The organism is Polyangiaceae bacterium, assembly GCA_020633205.1.
In the GTDB taxonomy this organism is placed as follows: Bacteria; Myxococcota_A; Polyangia; order Polyangiales; family Polyangiaceae; genus JAHBVY01.
Genome location: JACKEB010000018.1, coordinates 227,509 through 240,772, shown reverse-complemented (window position 1 = coordinate 240,772; position 13,264 = coordinate 227,509). Strand labels below are relative to the sequence as shown.

Here is a 13,264-nt window from a genome sequence, read left to right as displayed (position 1 = left end):
TGGGCGCGGGCACTCCAATACCTTAGTCGCAGCGGGGGCCGAGGCCCGTCGAGAACTTCGAGCAGAACATCATTGCGGTCTTCTCGTTCCCGGGAGCGCCAGCGATCACGAACTCCTGACCCCCAGTGCGCCCAACGGCCAAGCTCGAGCCCAAGCGATCGCCCTCTTCAGCCGAAGACAGGAAGAGCACGTCGCTGAGCAAGAACGGCCGCTCCCCCTCAGCGTCGTACACGAGCACCGCTCCGGCGGAGTTCTGCTCGCGCACCGTCATGCGAGGCGCACCGACGATCACCTCACCATCGCCATCGGCATCCAGGTCTGCCACCTCGAGCGCGGCTCCGAAATCAGACTGCTCACAGCCGGTGACGCTCGCGTCGGAACCACAGCCGAAGGAAGCGAGCAACGTCGCCTCGGGGAGACTGGCAAGAGAACAGCTAGGCGTGGCGACCGCGGGCAACCCCGCCAGTTTGCTGCCGTCGAACACATGCACGTTGACGGCATCAGCGACCACCAGCTCGTCGGTCTCATCGCCAGCGTTGACACGACCGGAGGCCAGGGCGCGACCGAAGTTCTCTGGACCACCCAGGCAGCCGACCAGACGCGCTTCAGTTTCGCCCGTCTTCCAGTGGAACAGATAAACGTGATTTTCCTCCGGCGCCCCGACGGCAAGCACGCGCCCATCAGGCACCCGAAGGGAGGCCACGGCGCTGCCATAGCTGGGATCGTTCGCCGACGGCAGCAGCTCGATCGGCGCCATCGAGTCCGGTGCGTAGAACCAAGCGAGAGGCGGAGTTTGCCCAGGGGCCCCGGCGATGACGGACGCCTGAGAGTCCTTGTCCGCCGCCAAGAAGAGCGGCTGGCCTTCACCGGTTTGCAGCACGGGATTGACGAGCGCGTTGAACACCCCCGTCGGTACGCCCAGCGCATACTCCGTCTGGTCAAGACAGCGCACCAACAGGCCAGCGTCGTTCGCCGCTTGGCCGACACCCATCACGAAACACAGGTCGAGGATCGTGCCCGACGCACCTTCGGGGGCACGGGCAAGCCCGATGCCCGCCACCTGGTTCGCCATGTAACAGAGGTTGCTATCGGCACCGGCATCGCAGAACCCTGTGTCGCTCGCGTCGACCTTGGCGTCTTGATTCCCGACGACCGTGAAGGCCGCGCCGCGAGAGAGGTAAGGCGCACCCACGACCAGCACGCGTGAGCCGGCATCGCTCGACGCGAACGCGAGGCTGATACCGAAGCCGTTCTTCAGCTTCTCGGGCTTCTTGAGCAAGAGAACGGGCGCGTTGTCCTGAAGGTCGTCGTAGCGACTCCATGAGCAGGCACCGACCCCCATACCACCCAGCACGCTGAGCGCGACGAGCCCTGATAAGAGTCGCCGCGGACGGCCAGCGCTGGACCTCGAGTAGTTCGAAACTGACATCAGAAGCTACCTCCGATCATGAGGAAACCGGAGTTGTCGGAGATGGACGGTGTGATGTGGAATCGCGCAGCCGCTGTGTCTCGATCGCGCTTGCGGTCACGCCAAACGACGCGGCTCGGGAAAAGCGCACGCGCGGTCGGGCGGGCCTTCTTTGGATCTCTGAACTCCACCGCTTTGTCCTGCTTGATGTCGGACTCCGGTAGCGGATCCTTGATGAAGTTGTAGACGGAGAGCACGCCTAGCACTCCGCCAACGACGAAGCCGGCGTCGGCGCTGATTGCGAAGATACGCCCACGGGTGATGCGTTCGTCACCTTCCTCCAGCACGCCGGCTTTGCGGTCCGCCTCGAGGTCATCGTAGAGCTTGTTGGACTCATTGCCGACGTAGATCGCGGCCCCGATCACGACGGCGCCAATCACCGCCTGGGTCCACGCAGCGCCGCGCGGATACTTCGGGATCAAATTCGCATGGACCGGCAAGATCTGCCCCTTGGGGACGTTGATCAGGCCCTCGAACGTCTTGCGCCCGTCGGACTCGACGGTGAGCTTGTGCTTGCCCGACGCAGCCTGAACCTCCAGCGGCTCTTCACCGCTACGCCATACGCCCACAGGCTTCTCGTCGATGGCAACGCGGATATCGGGGGCGTTCGCGTCGATGCGCACGTAGCCGTAGTCGACCCGCTTCAGGGTTACCTCGAGCTCCTTCTGCTCGCCATGGTTGACCCGCACCTTCGTGAACAACGGCTGGAAGCCGGGCGCCTCCACCAACACTTCGTGGTCCCCTGCGGAAACGAGTTCGCCGTACGGAGTAGTGCCCCACTCGGGCTTAGCCTTCTTCTTGTCGTCCAGGTAGATGTAGGCACCGCGCACATTCGCGCTGAGACGCAGGAACGCCATGAACGCGCCCTGGCTCAGGTTGGCTTTGAAGTGATGTACGTGTCCGGGAGACACGTCGATCGCGGTCTGGCTGATGTTGAAGTCTCGGAACTTCTCGATCACGATGTGATAGCGGCCAACAGCGAGCGCGACTTCGGCTGGAGCCCGACCGTTGAACACCTCTTGCCAGCCGGGATTGGCCTCGCCGACCTTGAACTCCGGCGCGGTGTCTTGGGTGCGGGCATAGAGCTTGACCGGCGCGCCGCTCGGCTCCGTCTCAACGACCACCAAGGAGCGCATCGCGTCTTGGTCGTCCACCGGGACCGCTGTAGGCGGCGTGGGCGCCCCCGCCTCGGCGGGTACTCCAGCGTCACCAGCATCAGCGTCGCCGGCGTCCTCGACGCCGGCATCGCTTACGGGCGGGGGCGCTTGCCCCATCGCGGCCTCGAGTGCCGCGATTCGCTCCCTCACCTTGTCAGCGTCAGGTGCGCTGGGGTCCACGCTCAGGTACTGCTTGAACTTCTCCAGTGCCTTCGGCTTGTCGTCGAGCTTCTGGTAGCAAACACCCGCGTTGAACAAGAACGCGGAGTACGGATGCTTCGTGTAGCCAGCCTCGAACTGCTTGGCAGCCGCGGCGTAGTCACCAGCCACGTACTTGCCCTGCCCCTGTTCCATGTAGCGCCGAATCGACTCGAGCTTCTGTGTCGTCGTCATCCCTGCCGCGTTCGCGGAGTCGTTCGGGATCAACCACACCAAAGCCAGAGCGAGTAGCCCTGCAACAATCCACCAGCGTCTCACTGAGTCCAGTCTCCCTGCTTGCCCCCGAAGATGCCCTCGATTGGACTCCGCGCACAACCCGAAGCGCAGCGAAAGCTGTCCCGCCAAGCGTGGAAACATCGCCGAACCGGCGCGGCTACGGCCGATTGGCCGCAACTGGGTCGCCGGACGCGCCGAAGCCCTCGGCACCCAGGGGCGACGAGATACCCCGAGGCCGCGCGCCGAGGCCAAGCCGCAGCGGAGCCTCGGAATCCGCCGGCTCAGGGACTTTCTGAGCGCGAATTTGAGCTGAGGGGGCCGGACCTTCTATGCTATCGCCGGGGGATCGGTAGGGAAGATCCCTCACCAGAACGATTGTTACTTGGGTCGCGCCCCCCTAGGCGCGACAGTTGTTCCTCGGCTTCGCACCTCGCAAAGCCAACTCCGCACCTCGGTGCGGGCGCCGCTCGGGGTCCCCGGCGGCCTTTGGAGATGTCACGGCATGCTTAAGCTGACTCAGTCACCCGCACGTAGGCTCAGCCACCTCGCGTCTGGTGCAGCACTCGTCGCAGGCCTCCTCGTCGCAGCCCCGGCCCTTGCGGAGGAGGATCCCCCGCCCTACCCCACCTGTGATCGCGGACCTACCGAAGGGGACATCGCGGCGGCGAAGGGTGCATTTCAAGCCGGACAGGCGGCCTTCAACGAAGCGGACTACCCGCGGGCAATCACCTACTGGGAAGACGCCTATCGCAGGGATTGCACGGCGGACAAGCTGCTGGTGAACCTGGCGCGCGCCTACGAACTCAACGGTCAGCTCAAGCTAGCGGTGCGTGCGCTGGAGACCTACAACGAGCGAGTTCCTGGCAACCCAGAAATGGCGCAGAACCAGACGCGCATCCAGCGCTTCAAGGACAAGATCGCCAAAGACGAGGCTCAGGCCGCGACTCCCGTGCCACCGGGAACGACGGATCCTCAGGGAACCGATCCGAAGGATGGCGACGGCACCCAAGACCCCGGCGCCAAGGTCGAGCCGCCACCGCCAGGAGGGAGTAAGCCGATCCTACCGCTGATCATCGCGGGCGGCGGCCTCGCCGTGGGCATCGTCGGGGCCGTTATCTATTTCCCCGCGAAAAGCGACCTCAGCGACTATGAGCAGCAGTGTGGTGGCAGCTCGCGCACGTGCCCCAACTCCATTGTCGACGACGCGAACGCAGCGCGCAGCAAGGCCAACCTGGGCGGCATCATCACCGGTGTCGGCGCGGCAGCGCTGATCGGCGGCGTGGTGTGGTACCTGTTGGCCCCCGAGGAGCCGGCGACGGCTAGTCGCGTCACTCCCCTGGTTGGCAAGGGCTTCACTGGGCTTGGTTGGTCCGGGGCGTTCTAAACGCCGTCCTCTCCCCCCCAAACTCCAGGCCCGATCGAACGACTGATCCAGGCGAACCCTTGGGCGATCACTCTCCCGGGTCGTCGTCGAAGAACGGATCGTTGTCGATGTCGTCGGTGTCGCCCAAACCGCCAGGCGACGACTTCGGCTCCGTTGCCGGCTCCGCCTTGGACTTGGAGGGCGGCGTGGCCTCCGGCGCCTTGGGTTTCGGCGCCTTGGCGGGCTGCTCTTCGTCGTCCAGGTCTGCATCTGGATCTTCAAGATCCGTCCTGCCTGCTTTGAGGGGTAGCGGCTCGGGCACGACCTTGCGCCGGCTGCCCCAGGTGCTCACTGGCTCGGGCTCTTCACGGGGTTCGACGACCTCATCTCCCTCGGGCTCGCGGGGAGTCCACTCGGTCCCCGCATGCGCCATACGGGGATGCCCCTTCGCTTCGGCCCTCAGTCGCTCGAAGTCGGGTTCGACGGGCCAAGGCGTCTCGCTCGATGAAGCCGCGCATCCCCCGAGCAGGAGAGCAAGGCTCGCAGCGGAAATGGCGAGACTGGCTCGAGTGGCACTGCAGCGTGGCGCTGACACCGTAGCGTGCGCGCCTCGTCGGGTGATGGCTCCAGAGGTTCGATGCATCCGCCGGGGTTCTGCCACAGCTCAGGGGCGCAGCAAACCGCTGAAAGCGATACGCCACGGCATCCGCATCACTCTGCCGCGCTCATGGCCTGGCTGGGTACAAATTCTGCTAAGTTTCCTCGCGCGGTGTCAGCCGTGTGGGTGCGAGTGCAAACCGGGGGGTTTCGAGGAGACAATGAAACGAATCGCTTTGGCCACCGGCCTTCTACTCAGCTTGTCCGTCTTCGTAGGCTGCAGCAGCGACGATCCTGCAGAGGAGTCGGGAACCTGCCGCATCAAGAGCGTGAGCGCAGACCCCTCGTTCCGCGCGGACATTCTGCCGATCTTCCAGGGTTCCTGCACGTTCAGCGACACCTGTCACGGTGATACGAAGCGCTCTCAGCAGAACCTCTACCTTGGCGCTCCATTGCCGAATGAAGCCAAGGGCATCCCGGAAATGACCAACCAAGAAATCAGCGACATGCTCGCGGGATTCATCGGGCGCGCGTCGGAGACCGCACCAGCAGTGAATCTGGTGACGGCGAGCGACGCCAACGCGAGCTTCCTGATGTACAAGGTGGACGGCACGCAAAACGACCAAGGGTTCCAGTGCGTGAATGACGACGGTGACCCCGACTGCGGCGAGAGCATGCCCGACACACTCGGCTCGTTGCTATGTGACAACGAACGCGAGACCATCCGTAACTGGATCAACATGGGCGCCAAGGACAACTGAGTGAAGCCGCGGAGGGGATGGATCACGTGCTCGCTGGCAGCGGCGCTCATGATGCTGAGTTGCGACAGCGATCCTGATCCGTTTCCTCCAGACGCGGTGTGCCCCGAGTTTGACTACACGAGCTTCGACGGCCAAACGCCGACCGTCAGTTTCTCTGCGGATATTCAACCGATATTCGCGCAGAATTGCACAGAAGCGGGCTGCCACGGTAACCCGTCGACTCCCGCGAGCGGCTTGTTCCTGAGTCCGGCCCCTGACGATCCCAGCTTCCCCGCAGACGCCACGACGCGAGCGCAAATCGTGGACACCTATTTGGTCGCCCCGGCTCGCACCACCCCGGACAAAGCGCGGGTCGCGCCGGGGGAGCCTGCGCGCAGCTTCTTGATGGACAAGCTAGATGGTAGTCACGCGTGCATCGACGTGAGCTGTCCTGGCAACAACTGCGGTCAGCGCATGCCTCGGGGACACGACCAGCTTCCGGCGGAACAGCGCGACACGATTCGACGCTGGATCGCCCAAGGCGCCCTGGCTGACTGACTGCGCCTTCAACTGACTGCGCCTTCAACTGACTGCGCCTTCAACTGACTGCGCCTTCAACTGACTGCGCCTTCGACAGTGACCCCGCGTTCGAAGCAGCCGCTTCGAGCTTTGCGCGGCCTTGTGAGGCGCCTATCCCGTCGCGGCCTGCTATACGGGCGGCATGATTGGCAGGCTGTGCGGGAAGCTGGTGGCCGAAGAGCTGGATGGCCACGTGATCGTCGACGTGGGCGGCGTGGGCTACGAAGTACTGCTGCCTCTTGGTACTGCGGGCCGTGTGCGCGCCGCAGGCGAGGCCGTGGTACTCCACATCCACACTCACGTTCGTGAAGAGGCGCTCGACCTCTACGGCTTCGCAAGCGCTTTGGAGCGTGAGGTGTTTCGGCTGTTGATCGGTGTCCCCAACGTAGGCCCGAAGACGGCGCTCTCCGTGCTGAGCGAGCTTCCGCCACCGGACCTGGTGCGCGCCGTATCCCAAGGTGACGTCGCGCGGCTCAACAAGATCAGCGGCATCGGAAAGAAGACCGCAGAGCGGTTGGTACTGGAGTTGAAGGAGAAGCTCCCGCGAGTCGCGGAGGTGGAGTTGCCTAGCGCAGCCCAGTCACCGAGCAGCAGCAACCGAGAACGGCTGTATGGTGCGTTGACCAACATGGGTTACCGTCCGGCGGAGGCCGAACGCGCGGTGGACTCACTTGGAGATAGCCTCGCCGACACGCCTCTCGCGAGCGCCCTCAAGTCCGCTCTCGCCTTCTTAGCCCGCTGAACGCGGCCCAAAAGATCCAGCGCTGCAGACTTATCGAAGTGGGCTCTCGATGACGCGGGCGGCGCTGCTTTCTCCCTTGCCCAGGCGGAACACTGCTTGGAGCGCAATGCGCGTGCAACGGCTGAACCGCCACGCCGGGGCGCTCCTGACCGGTTCTTGACTGGAGGCCACCGCGGCAACGGCGCCAGAGGGAAAGCTGGGTGATTTCAGTAAGGAGGGCTCGTCATTCGTCAGCAATTGGGGTGGCAGCAAGATTCAGAACCGGGTTATCGTTCGCAGGGGTTTGGCCCTGAGTCGGGCCAACAATGACAGCTTCCGGAGGCAATCTGCTGTGATCACGTGTCCCAAGTGCGGCAAGGACAACCAGGACCATTACAAGTTCTGCCTGGGTTGCGGTGCGGAGTTGCCGCGCGATGAAGCCCCGAAACCGTTCTCTCCTCAGACGCCTCCACACGGCGTTCCGGCGGCAGCCGCTGCACCTGCGGCAGCACCCGCGCCCGCAGTGGCCCCGGCGCCCGCAGTGGCCCCGGCACCCGCAGCACCGGCTCCAGCCGCTGCGCCCGCGCCGGCAGCCGAGCCAGCTCCCGCTGCTCCAGCTCCCGCTGCTGCGCCGGCTCCAGCAGGGCCACCGCGCCCAGACGCTGGTGCGGCACCTGCGGCAGGCGCCGTCGCGTGTCCGCAGTGCGGGCATCAGAACAAGCCAGGGAACAAGTTCTGCGCTTCGTGCGGGTACAACCTCGGTGCCCTGCAGAGCCAGCCTCCAGCAGCACCCACGCCAGCAGCAACTGGCGGCAGCGTTGCTTCGGTGTTGCTCACTGCGCTGCGTGCTGACGGCAGCGAAGCCGGCACCTTCCCGCTTCCCGATGGCCAAGCCGTCACGGTGGGACGCGACACCGGCTCCATCTTCGCTGGCGACAGCTACCTTTCCCCGCGGCACTCCACCTTCACCCGCCGAGGCAACCAGCTCTTCATCAAAGACGAGAGCTCGCTCAACGGTGTCTACCTGAAGCTGAAGCCGAACATGCCGTGGCGTCTGGCCTTCGGCGACGTGTTCCGTATCGGACAAGAGATCATCCGCTTCGAAGAGCTCATCGGACAGGGCAACTCGCCCGACGGCGTGAAGCGTCTAGGTAGCCCGGCGAAGGGCTACATCGGCCGCCTCGCGCTGGTCATTGGCCGAGACACGACGGGCAACGCCTTCCCGATCCCGGAGAGCGGTGTGCACTGTGGTCGTGAGCGAGGCGACATCCTGTTCAGCGAAGACGGCTACGTCTCTGGTCTCCACTGCCGCATCGCTCGCGGCGACGACGGTGACGTCTACCTCACCGACGTCGGTAGCTCGAACGGCACCTTCGGTCGCCTGAAGCAAGAGCATCCGCTCGTTGCGGGGGACATCTTGCTGATGGGGCAACAGCTCTTCCGCGTTGACTTCTAAGTGTCCCGCCCGTTGCTGGACCGTCTTCAGAGGCACTGCCACGTGAGTTCGCGAGATGTTGCGCGGACTCACGAAGGTGAGCCAGGAAGCGCCGGATGACGATGCCACGCACAGTGCGTGTCGTTGCCGCTGTCATTGCGCAGGACGGTAAGTACCTGATCACGCAGCGGCGCCCTGCCGCGGTGTTGCCACTGCTCTGGGAGTTTCCCGGAGGAAAAGTCGAAGACGGGGAGTCCGACAGCGACGCGCTGAAGCGAGAGGTGATGCACCGGCTCGGCGTCGAGGTCGCGCCTGGTAGCATGATCAGCTTCGTGAGCCACCCGTACGAGCGCTACACCATCGACCTCTACCTCTACGAGTGCGTGATCACCTCCGGTGAGCCCCAGGAGCTGAACGTCGAATCGTTCCGCTGGGTGACGAGCTCAGAGTTCGATCAGTATCCGTTCACGCCGGCTGACGAAGCTTCGATGAACGCCCTGCTGGGCCTCGGCTGACGCATGGCCCTGGTGGGCCCGACCCGGCGAGCTATGCTTGGGACCGTGCTCGCGATGCGTCACGTGACCCTTGGGTTACTCGGTCTCGCTGCGCTGTCCGCCGCCAGCAGTTGCGCGACGGATCCGCCGAACCGAGGCTGTCAGCGCTTGGTGGATTTCAGCTGTGGGTGCTTCCCCGAGTGTCGAGAGCAAGACACGAAGGTGATCAACGACCAAGACCGTGACGCCTGCGAGCAGCGCCTCGAGGAGCATTTTCAGAGCTGGCGGCACTGCGAGTTCGATTGTCGCGGCGACTGCCAATACGGTTGGGGCACGTGCGCCTTCGAACTCTATCGCAGCGTCGGCCTCGACCCTCAGGGGATCTGCGACGGGCGGGACGCCGGCGCGGATGCGGCCAGCGATGCAAGCAGCGACGCAGCGACCGACGCGATGGAAGCTGGAAATGGCGGATAGGATCCCCAGCCTCGCTACACGGCTCGTGGGAGAACGCATCGTGCTCCGACCCCCGAAGGAGAACGACGCTGTGCGCCTGTCTCGGGTGCTCGAGCAGAACGCCTCCCACCTGCGTCCCTGGAGCCCGGCTCCTCCGCGCGGAACCAATCCGGCAGCACCGGTTGAACTCACGCGCAGCATCGCGAATCAGCGCAAGCAGTGGCGTCAGGGGCGCGGTTTTACCTTCTTGATCACGGGTCGCGAGCAAACAGCGCCGATCCTGGGGCGCATCGCGCTGAGTGAGATCGTGAGGGGTGTGTTTCAGAACGCCTACGTTGGTTACTGGACGGTGCGCGAGCGGGGCGGTCAGGGTCTAGCTAGCGAAGCGCTGGAGCTCCTCATCCGCTTCGCGTTTCAGGACGCCGAGCTTCACCGCTTGCAGGCTGCCGTGATGTCATCGAATCGCCCAAGCCGGCGTGTGTTGGACAAGGCGCGTTTCCGCTTGGAAGGGACGTCTGAGCGGTACCTGCAGATCAACGGGCGCTGGGAAGATCACCTGATCTACGCGCTCACCAGCGAAGAGCGCCCGCGACTCTGAGTCCCCTCGCAGCTTTTCTTGGGGGGGAGGTGCAGCGCAAAGACGCCGCGCTCTACCCAGTGGATCTGTTCAGCGCGCAACTGCATCAATCGCTGACCGACTGTGCGGGATGCAGCTGGACCTGAGGACGTCCCCCCCATGGCCTTTCCTTCAGGCGCTGGCGCTTGGCCAGCGCACGGCCACGACTCGCCTCGCGCGCAGAGCGGTTGAGCGTGTGACGCGCGGGTTGGCTGCGCTGGCGGGTGCCCCGCGTTGCGTTGCGTGCGGAGCAACACTCGAGTGGGCGGAGTCGGCGTTTTGCGGCGGGTGCGTCGCACCCTCACCCCCCATCCTGCGTGAAGCATCAGGGCTGTGGGTATTGGCTGGAGGGCGCTTCGAGGCGCCCCTGCGCGAGGCGATCCACCGGCTGAAGTATTCTGGGCAGGCGGAGGTCGTCGGTGGCCTGGCAACCTGGTGGCTGAGCCAGCTGGGTGATGCCCTGCAAGGGACGACAATTCCACATGCAAATTCTAGTCGGATCGCGTTTGACTTGGTGCCAATACCCCTGCACCCGACGCGCCTGGTCGAGCGGGGCTACAACCAGTCGGCGCTGCTGGCGGCCAAGCTCGCTCCGCGACTTGCGGTGCGGGTCAGGCACCAGCTGAAGCGAGAGAAGTCCACGCGCCCCCAGGCTGGTCTTGGCAGAGCCGAGCGTCAGCAGAACATTCAAGCGGCGTTTCGTGCCGCGCCGGGGCGCGAGAGCCCTCCAGCGATCCTGGTAGACGATGTAGCGACCACCGGCGCCACGCTGGCGGCTGCGGCCGCGGCCCTGCGCGCTCAGGGAGTTCAGTGTCTGGGTGCGGTCGTGCTCGCGACCAGCGGCGAGTAGCGCACTTATTCAAGTGTCCCCGGTGACTTGCGCGAACGGTCGCCGCGCCGTGACAATGTCCATTGGCGCCCGCGGTACGACGTGGGAGCAGACTGACGAAGGGGGCGCCGGAGCCTCTAGGGGACTTGGAGATCCGCACTGAATGCCCAGCGCTGACGATCCGCAACAGACCAAATGGCAGTGGGCCGATGTCGATGGCAGCCGTCACAGCGCCAGCCTCGCCGAACTGACTCAACTGTTCGAAAGCGGCGCGCTCCCCGCGTACACCTTGGTGTGGCAGGCAGGCTGGGCGGAGTGGCTCGAGGGACGCGAGTGCGAACTGTTCGCCGATTGCATCCCCGCGGCACAGCGCAAGCCCACGCGTGAGGCCCAGACAGACGCGGAGTACGCGGAGTTACCTCCGGAGCCGCCGCTCGATCGTTACGCCTCCGAACAGAAGCAGAGCGCCCTGCGAGCGCTGCTGGGCACCGCGGCCGCGCCCCCTCCCCCACCTCCGAGCAGCCCGCTACCAAGCAGCGCCAGCGGAAGCGCGGCGGCACTCGTCGGCAGGGCGGCGAGCAGCAGCCAGGCACCGCCGCCACCTCCAGGCGAGCGCCCATCGTCTCCACCCTCGGAGCGGCGCGCGCCCATCCCTTCGGCACCGCACATCACCCCACCGCCCGCGGACATCAAGATCAAGACGCTGCCAGACCTCGACCATGCCGAGGAACTGGAAGCCGAACCCGAGGAAGATTCCTCGGCGCACGCCTCCGTCGCCGAGCTAGACCCCGACGAGCTGAAGAGTGAAGTCGCGATCCCCGAGGTAACGCCGGACGCGGAGGAAGCCGAGGAGCTGGAGCCTGAGGAGCTCGAAAGCGACATCGCGGCCGCACCGTCGGAAGGGCGCAGCGCCGAGTCAAAACGCAAGGTCGCCAGCGCCGCCGCGCTGATTGGCGGAGGCAGCAGCAGCGCGACGCCGCCGCCCCCCGCGTCCGCACGCCCCTCGGCGCCCCCCACCTCCAAGCCTGCTCCCGCAAGCGCCGCCGCATTGCTCTCGTCCGGCTCAGCTTCGGTGCCCGGCCCGCGCGCATCTCAGCCTCCCACTTCTAGCTCGCTCCCCGCCGCAGGACCGGCGAGCGCTGGGCCCCAGAGCGGGCCTCCCATGAGCGCTCCGGCGCCCATGCCCGCTCCGGCGAGTGGCCCGAGCAACAGCAACATCATCCTCGGGGCGCTCGTCATTGGGCTCCTCGCAGTCGTGGTGATCTTGCTGATGAATCAGCGCTCCTCACAATCCACCTCCACGGAGGTCGTTGTCTCGAGCCCGCAAACGAACAGCAGCGCAAAGACCGAAAAGCCAAACGAAGCAAGCAAGGGTCCGTGCAAGGTCGCAGTGGAACCAAAGAAGCTGCTCGACTCGGCCTACCTTGGGGTCGCTCCCCGCGCGATTGCCATTTCCGCAGAGAAAGTCACACTGGGACTAGCGAAGGATAGCAAGGTCGCACTCGGCCTCGACGTATCGCTTGGAGACCTGAGCACGCAGCAGGCGTTCGAGGAGCGCGCGCCGGGTAAGGTAGTGGCTGTCACGCCGACTCCCGACCATCGCTTCTTGGTGACTCACGATCGACAGAAGCGCGATGGGGCCGTGGAGTTCAGCTCCGGTATGACGATCGGAGCGCGAGGGAGTCGCCTCGAGGTCGTGCGCAACGGCAAGGCCACGGAACTCGGCACACTGCCCTCCGACGAGGTCACGACTCCGAGCGTTGAACGCGCCCAAGACAGCGGAAAGAGCTACGCTCTGGTGCTCCGCTCAGGTGGTCAGGAGGGCAAGCTGGTCTTCGGCTGGCTGGATGGTGAGGGTGCGCTGAAGGGCACGCTGGGAGCGGTCAGCATGCAAGACGCCTTCCTCGGTACGCCCAGCGTGACCACCAGCGACGCTAACGCACTGATCACCGTCGCCACCCGACCAACAGCGGACGCCTATTGGGGGATCACGCTGGCGAGCGCTGCGCTTCATCAGCCGCCCAAGTCGAGCAAGAGCTTTACCCCACCCCCGGGAGGTCCCGGCGGAGAGGCGATATCCCCCGCTGCCAGCGCCCTCGGCCAGGGTCGCTGGGTGCTGATGTGGACCGAAGGGCCACGAGGCAAGCACCAGGTTCGCGCCCAAACCCTCGATGCGGATCTGATCCCATCAGGGCCCGCCGTGCGCCTGTCCGCCGCCGACAGCGACGCCGGCCAAGGGACACTGATCGCCTCAGGTGATCGCGCTTTGGCCGTGTTTTTCGTGCGCACGCCCGGCGGGGCTGAGCTATGGGGTACAGGTCTGTCATGTCAGTGATGCCTCCCGCACCCAAGCCCGCCTCACGATCCCGGCGCCGCG

General features: G+C 65.3%; 13 protein-coding genes. 10 read left to right on the top strand and 3 right to left on the bottom strand.

Annotation, left to right across the window (positions count from 1 at the left end):
• Positions 1-22: 22 nt before the first annotated feature.
• Together H6718_29290 and H6718_29285 are read right to left on the bottom strand one after the other, a co-directional pair.
• The gene (locus H6718_29290; protein ID MCB9589545.1) at positions 23-1,429 is read right to left on the bottom strand and encodes an FG-GAP repeat protein; all 1,407 of its coding nucleotides are present in this window, start codon (positions 1,427-1,429) and stop codon (positions 23-25) included.
• Positions 1,429-3,102 (bottom strand): PEGA domain-containing protein, encoded by a 1,674-nt coding sequence (locus H6718_29285; protein ID MCB9589544.1) that lies wholly within the window; start codon positions 3,100-3,102, stop codon positions 1,429-1,431. Before H6718_29285 ends, H6718_29290 begins: the two co-directional genes overlap by 1 nt.
• Before the next feature lie 460 nt (positions 3,103-3,562).
• Here H6718_29285 and H6718_29280 point away from each other — a divergent pair, with 460 nt between their 5' ends.
• Positions 3,563-4,444 (top strand): hypothetical protein, encoded by an 882-nt coding sequence (locus tag H6718_29280; GenBank protein MCB9589543.1) that lies wholly within the window; start codon positions 3,563-3,565, stop codon positions 4,442-4,444.
• 67 nt (positions 4,445-4,511) lie between these two features.
• Here the strand turns inward: H6718_29280 and H6718_29275 are convergent, their stop codons facing one another.
• The gene (locus tag H6718_29275) at positions 4,512-4,856 is read right to left on the bottom strand and encodes a hypothetical protein (GenBank protein ID MCB9589542.1); all 345 of its coding nucleotides are present in this window, start codon (positions 4,854-4,856) and stop codon (positions 4,512-4,514) included.
• A gap of 385 nt (positions 4,857-5,241) precedes the next feature.
• On the opposite strand from H6718_29275, the gene H6718_29270 reads away from it, so the two are divergent.
• The 9 genes from H6718_29270 to H6718_29230 all read left to right on the top strand — a co-directional run bounded on the left by H6718_29270 (position 5,242) and on the right by H6718_29230 (position 13,222).
• Positions 5,242-5,781: a hypothetical protein gene (locus H6718_29270; protein ID MCB9589541.1), complete on the top strand. Its 540-nt coding sequence runs from the start codon at positions 5,242-5,244 to the stop codon at positions 5,779-5,781.
• Positions 5,782-6,318, top strand: coding sequence for a hypothetical protein (locus H6718_29265; GenBank protein MCB9589540.1), 537 nt, complete (start codon positions 5,782-5,784; stop codon positions 6,316-6,318). It begins immediately after the preceding gene.
• Between the two features lie 163 nt (positions 6,319-6,481).
• Positions 6,482-7,081 carry a Holliday junction branch migration protein RuvA gene (gene ruvA / locus H6718_29260; protein ID MCB9589539.1) on the top strand — a complete coding sequence of 200 codons (600 nt, stop codon included), beginning with the start codon at positions 6,482-6,484 and terminating at the stop codon, positions 7,079-7,081.
• Positions 7,082-7,412: 331 nt separating this feature from the next.
• Positions 7,413-8,516, top strand: coding sequence for an FHA domain-containing protein (locus H6718_29255; protein ID MCB9589538.1), 1,104 nt, complete (start codon positions 7,413-7,415; stop codon positions 8,514-8,516).
• 95 nt (positions 8,517-8,611) lie between these two features.
• Positions 8,612-9,010: a (deoxy)nucleoside triphosphate pyrophosphohydrolase gene (locus H6718_29250; protein ID MCB9589537.1), complete on the top strand. Its 399-nt coding sequence runs from the start codon at positions 8,612-8,614 to the stop codon at positions 9,008-9,010.
• A 45-nt stretch (positions 9,011-9,055) separates the two neighbouring features.
• Positions 9,056-9,463 (top strand): hypothetical protein, encoded by a 408-nt coding sequence (locus H6718_29245; GenBank protein MCB9589536.1) that lies wholly within the window; start codon positions 9,056-9,058, stop codon positions 9,461-9,463.
• Positions 9,453-10,040, top strand: a complete 588-nt coding sequence (locus H6718_29240; GenBank protein ID MCB9589535.1) for a GNAT family N-acetyltransferase — start codon at positions 9,453-9,455, stop codon at positions 10,038-10,040. The genes H6718_29245 and H6718_29240 overlap by 11 nt, the downstream gene beginning before the upstream one ends.
• Positions 10,041-10,254: 214 nt before the next feature.
• Positions 10,255-10,908, top strand: coding sequence for a ComF family protein (locus H6718_29235; GenBank protein MCB9589534.1), 654 nt, complete (start codon positions 10,255-10,257; stop codon positions 10,906-10,908).
• A 142-nt stretch (positions 10,909-11,050) separates the two neighbouring features.
• The gene (locus H6718_29230) at positions 11,051-13,222 is read left to right on the top strand and encodes a DUF4339 domain-containing protein (protein ID MCB9589533.1); all 2,172 of its coding nucleotides are present in this window, start codon (positions 11,051-11,053) and stop codon (positions 13,220-13,222) included.
• Positions 13,223-13,264: the final 42 nt, after the last annotated feature.

Excerpts from the sequence above, each read along its gene's own strand:
- H6718_29290 (MCB9589545.1), bottom strand. The coding sequence starts at position 1,429 with ATGTCAGTTTCGAACTACTCGAGGTCCAGCGCTGGCCGTCCGCGGCGA.
- H6718_29280 (MCB9589543.1), top strand. The coding sequence starts at position 3,563 with ATGCTTAAGCTGACTCAGTCACCCGCACGTAGGCTCAGCCACCTCGCG.
- H6718_29275 (MCB9589542.1), bottom strand. The coding sequence starts at position 4,856 with ATGGCGCATGCGGGGACCGAGTGGACTCCCCGCGAGCCCGAGGGAGAT.
- H6718_29270 (MCB9589541.1), top strand. The coding sequence starts at position 5,242 with ATGAAACGAATCGCTTTGGCCACCGGCCTTCTACTCAGCTTGTCCGTC.
- ruvA (MCB9589539.1), top strand. The coding sequence starts at position 6,482 with ATGATTGGCAGGCTGTGCGGGAAGCTGGTGGCCGAAGAGCTGGATGGC.
- H6718_29250 (MCB9589537.1), top strand. The coding sequence starts at position 8,612 with ATGACGATGCCACGCACAGTGCGTGTCGTTGCCGCTGTCATTGCGCAG.
- H6718_29240 (MCB9589535.1), top strand. The coding sequence starts at position 9,453 with ATGGCGGATAGGATCCCCAGCCTCGCTACACGGCTCGTGGGAGAACGC.
- H6718_29230 (MCB9589533.1), top strand. The coding sequence starts at position 11,051 with ATGCCCAGCGCTGACGATCCGCAACAGACCAAATGGCAGTGGGCCGAT.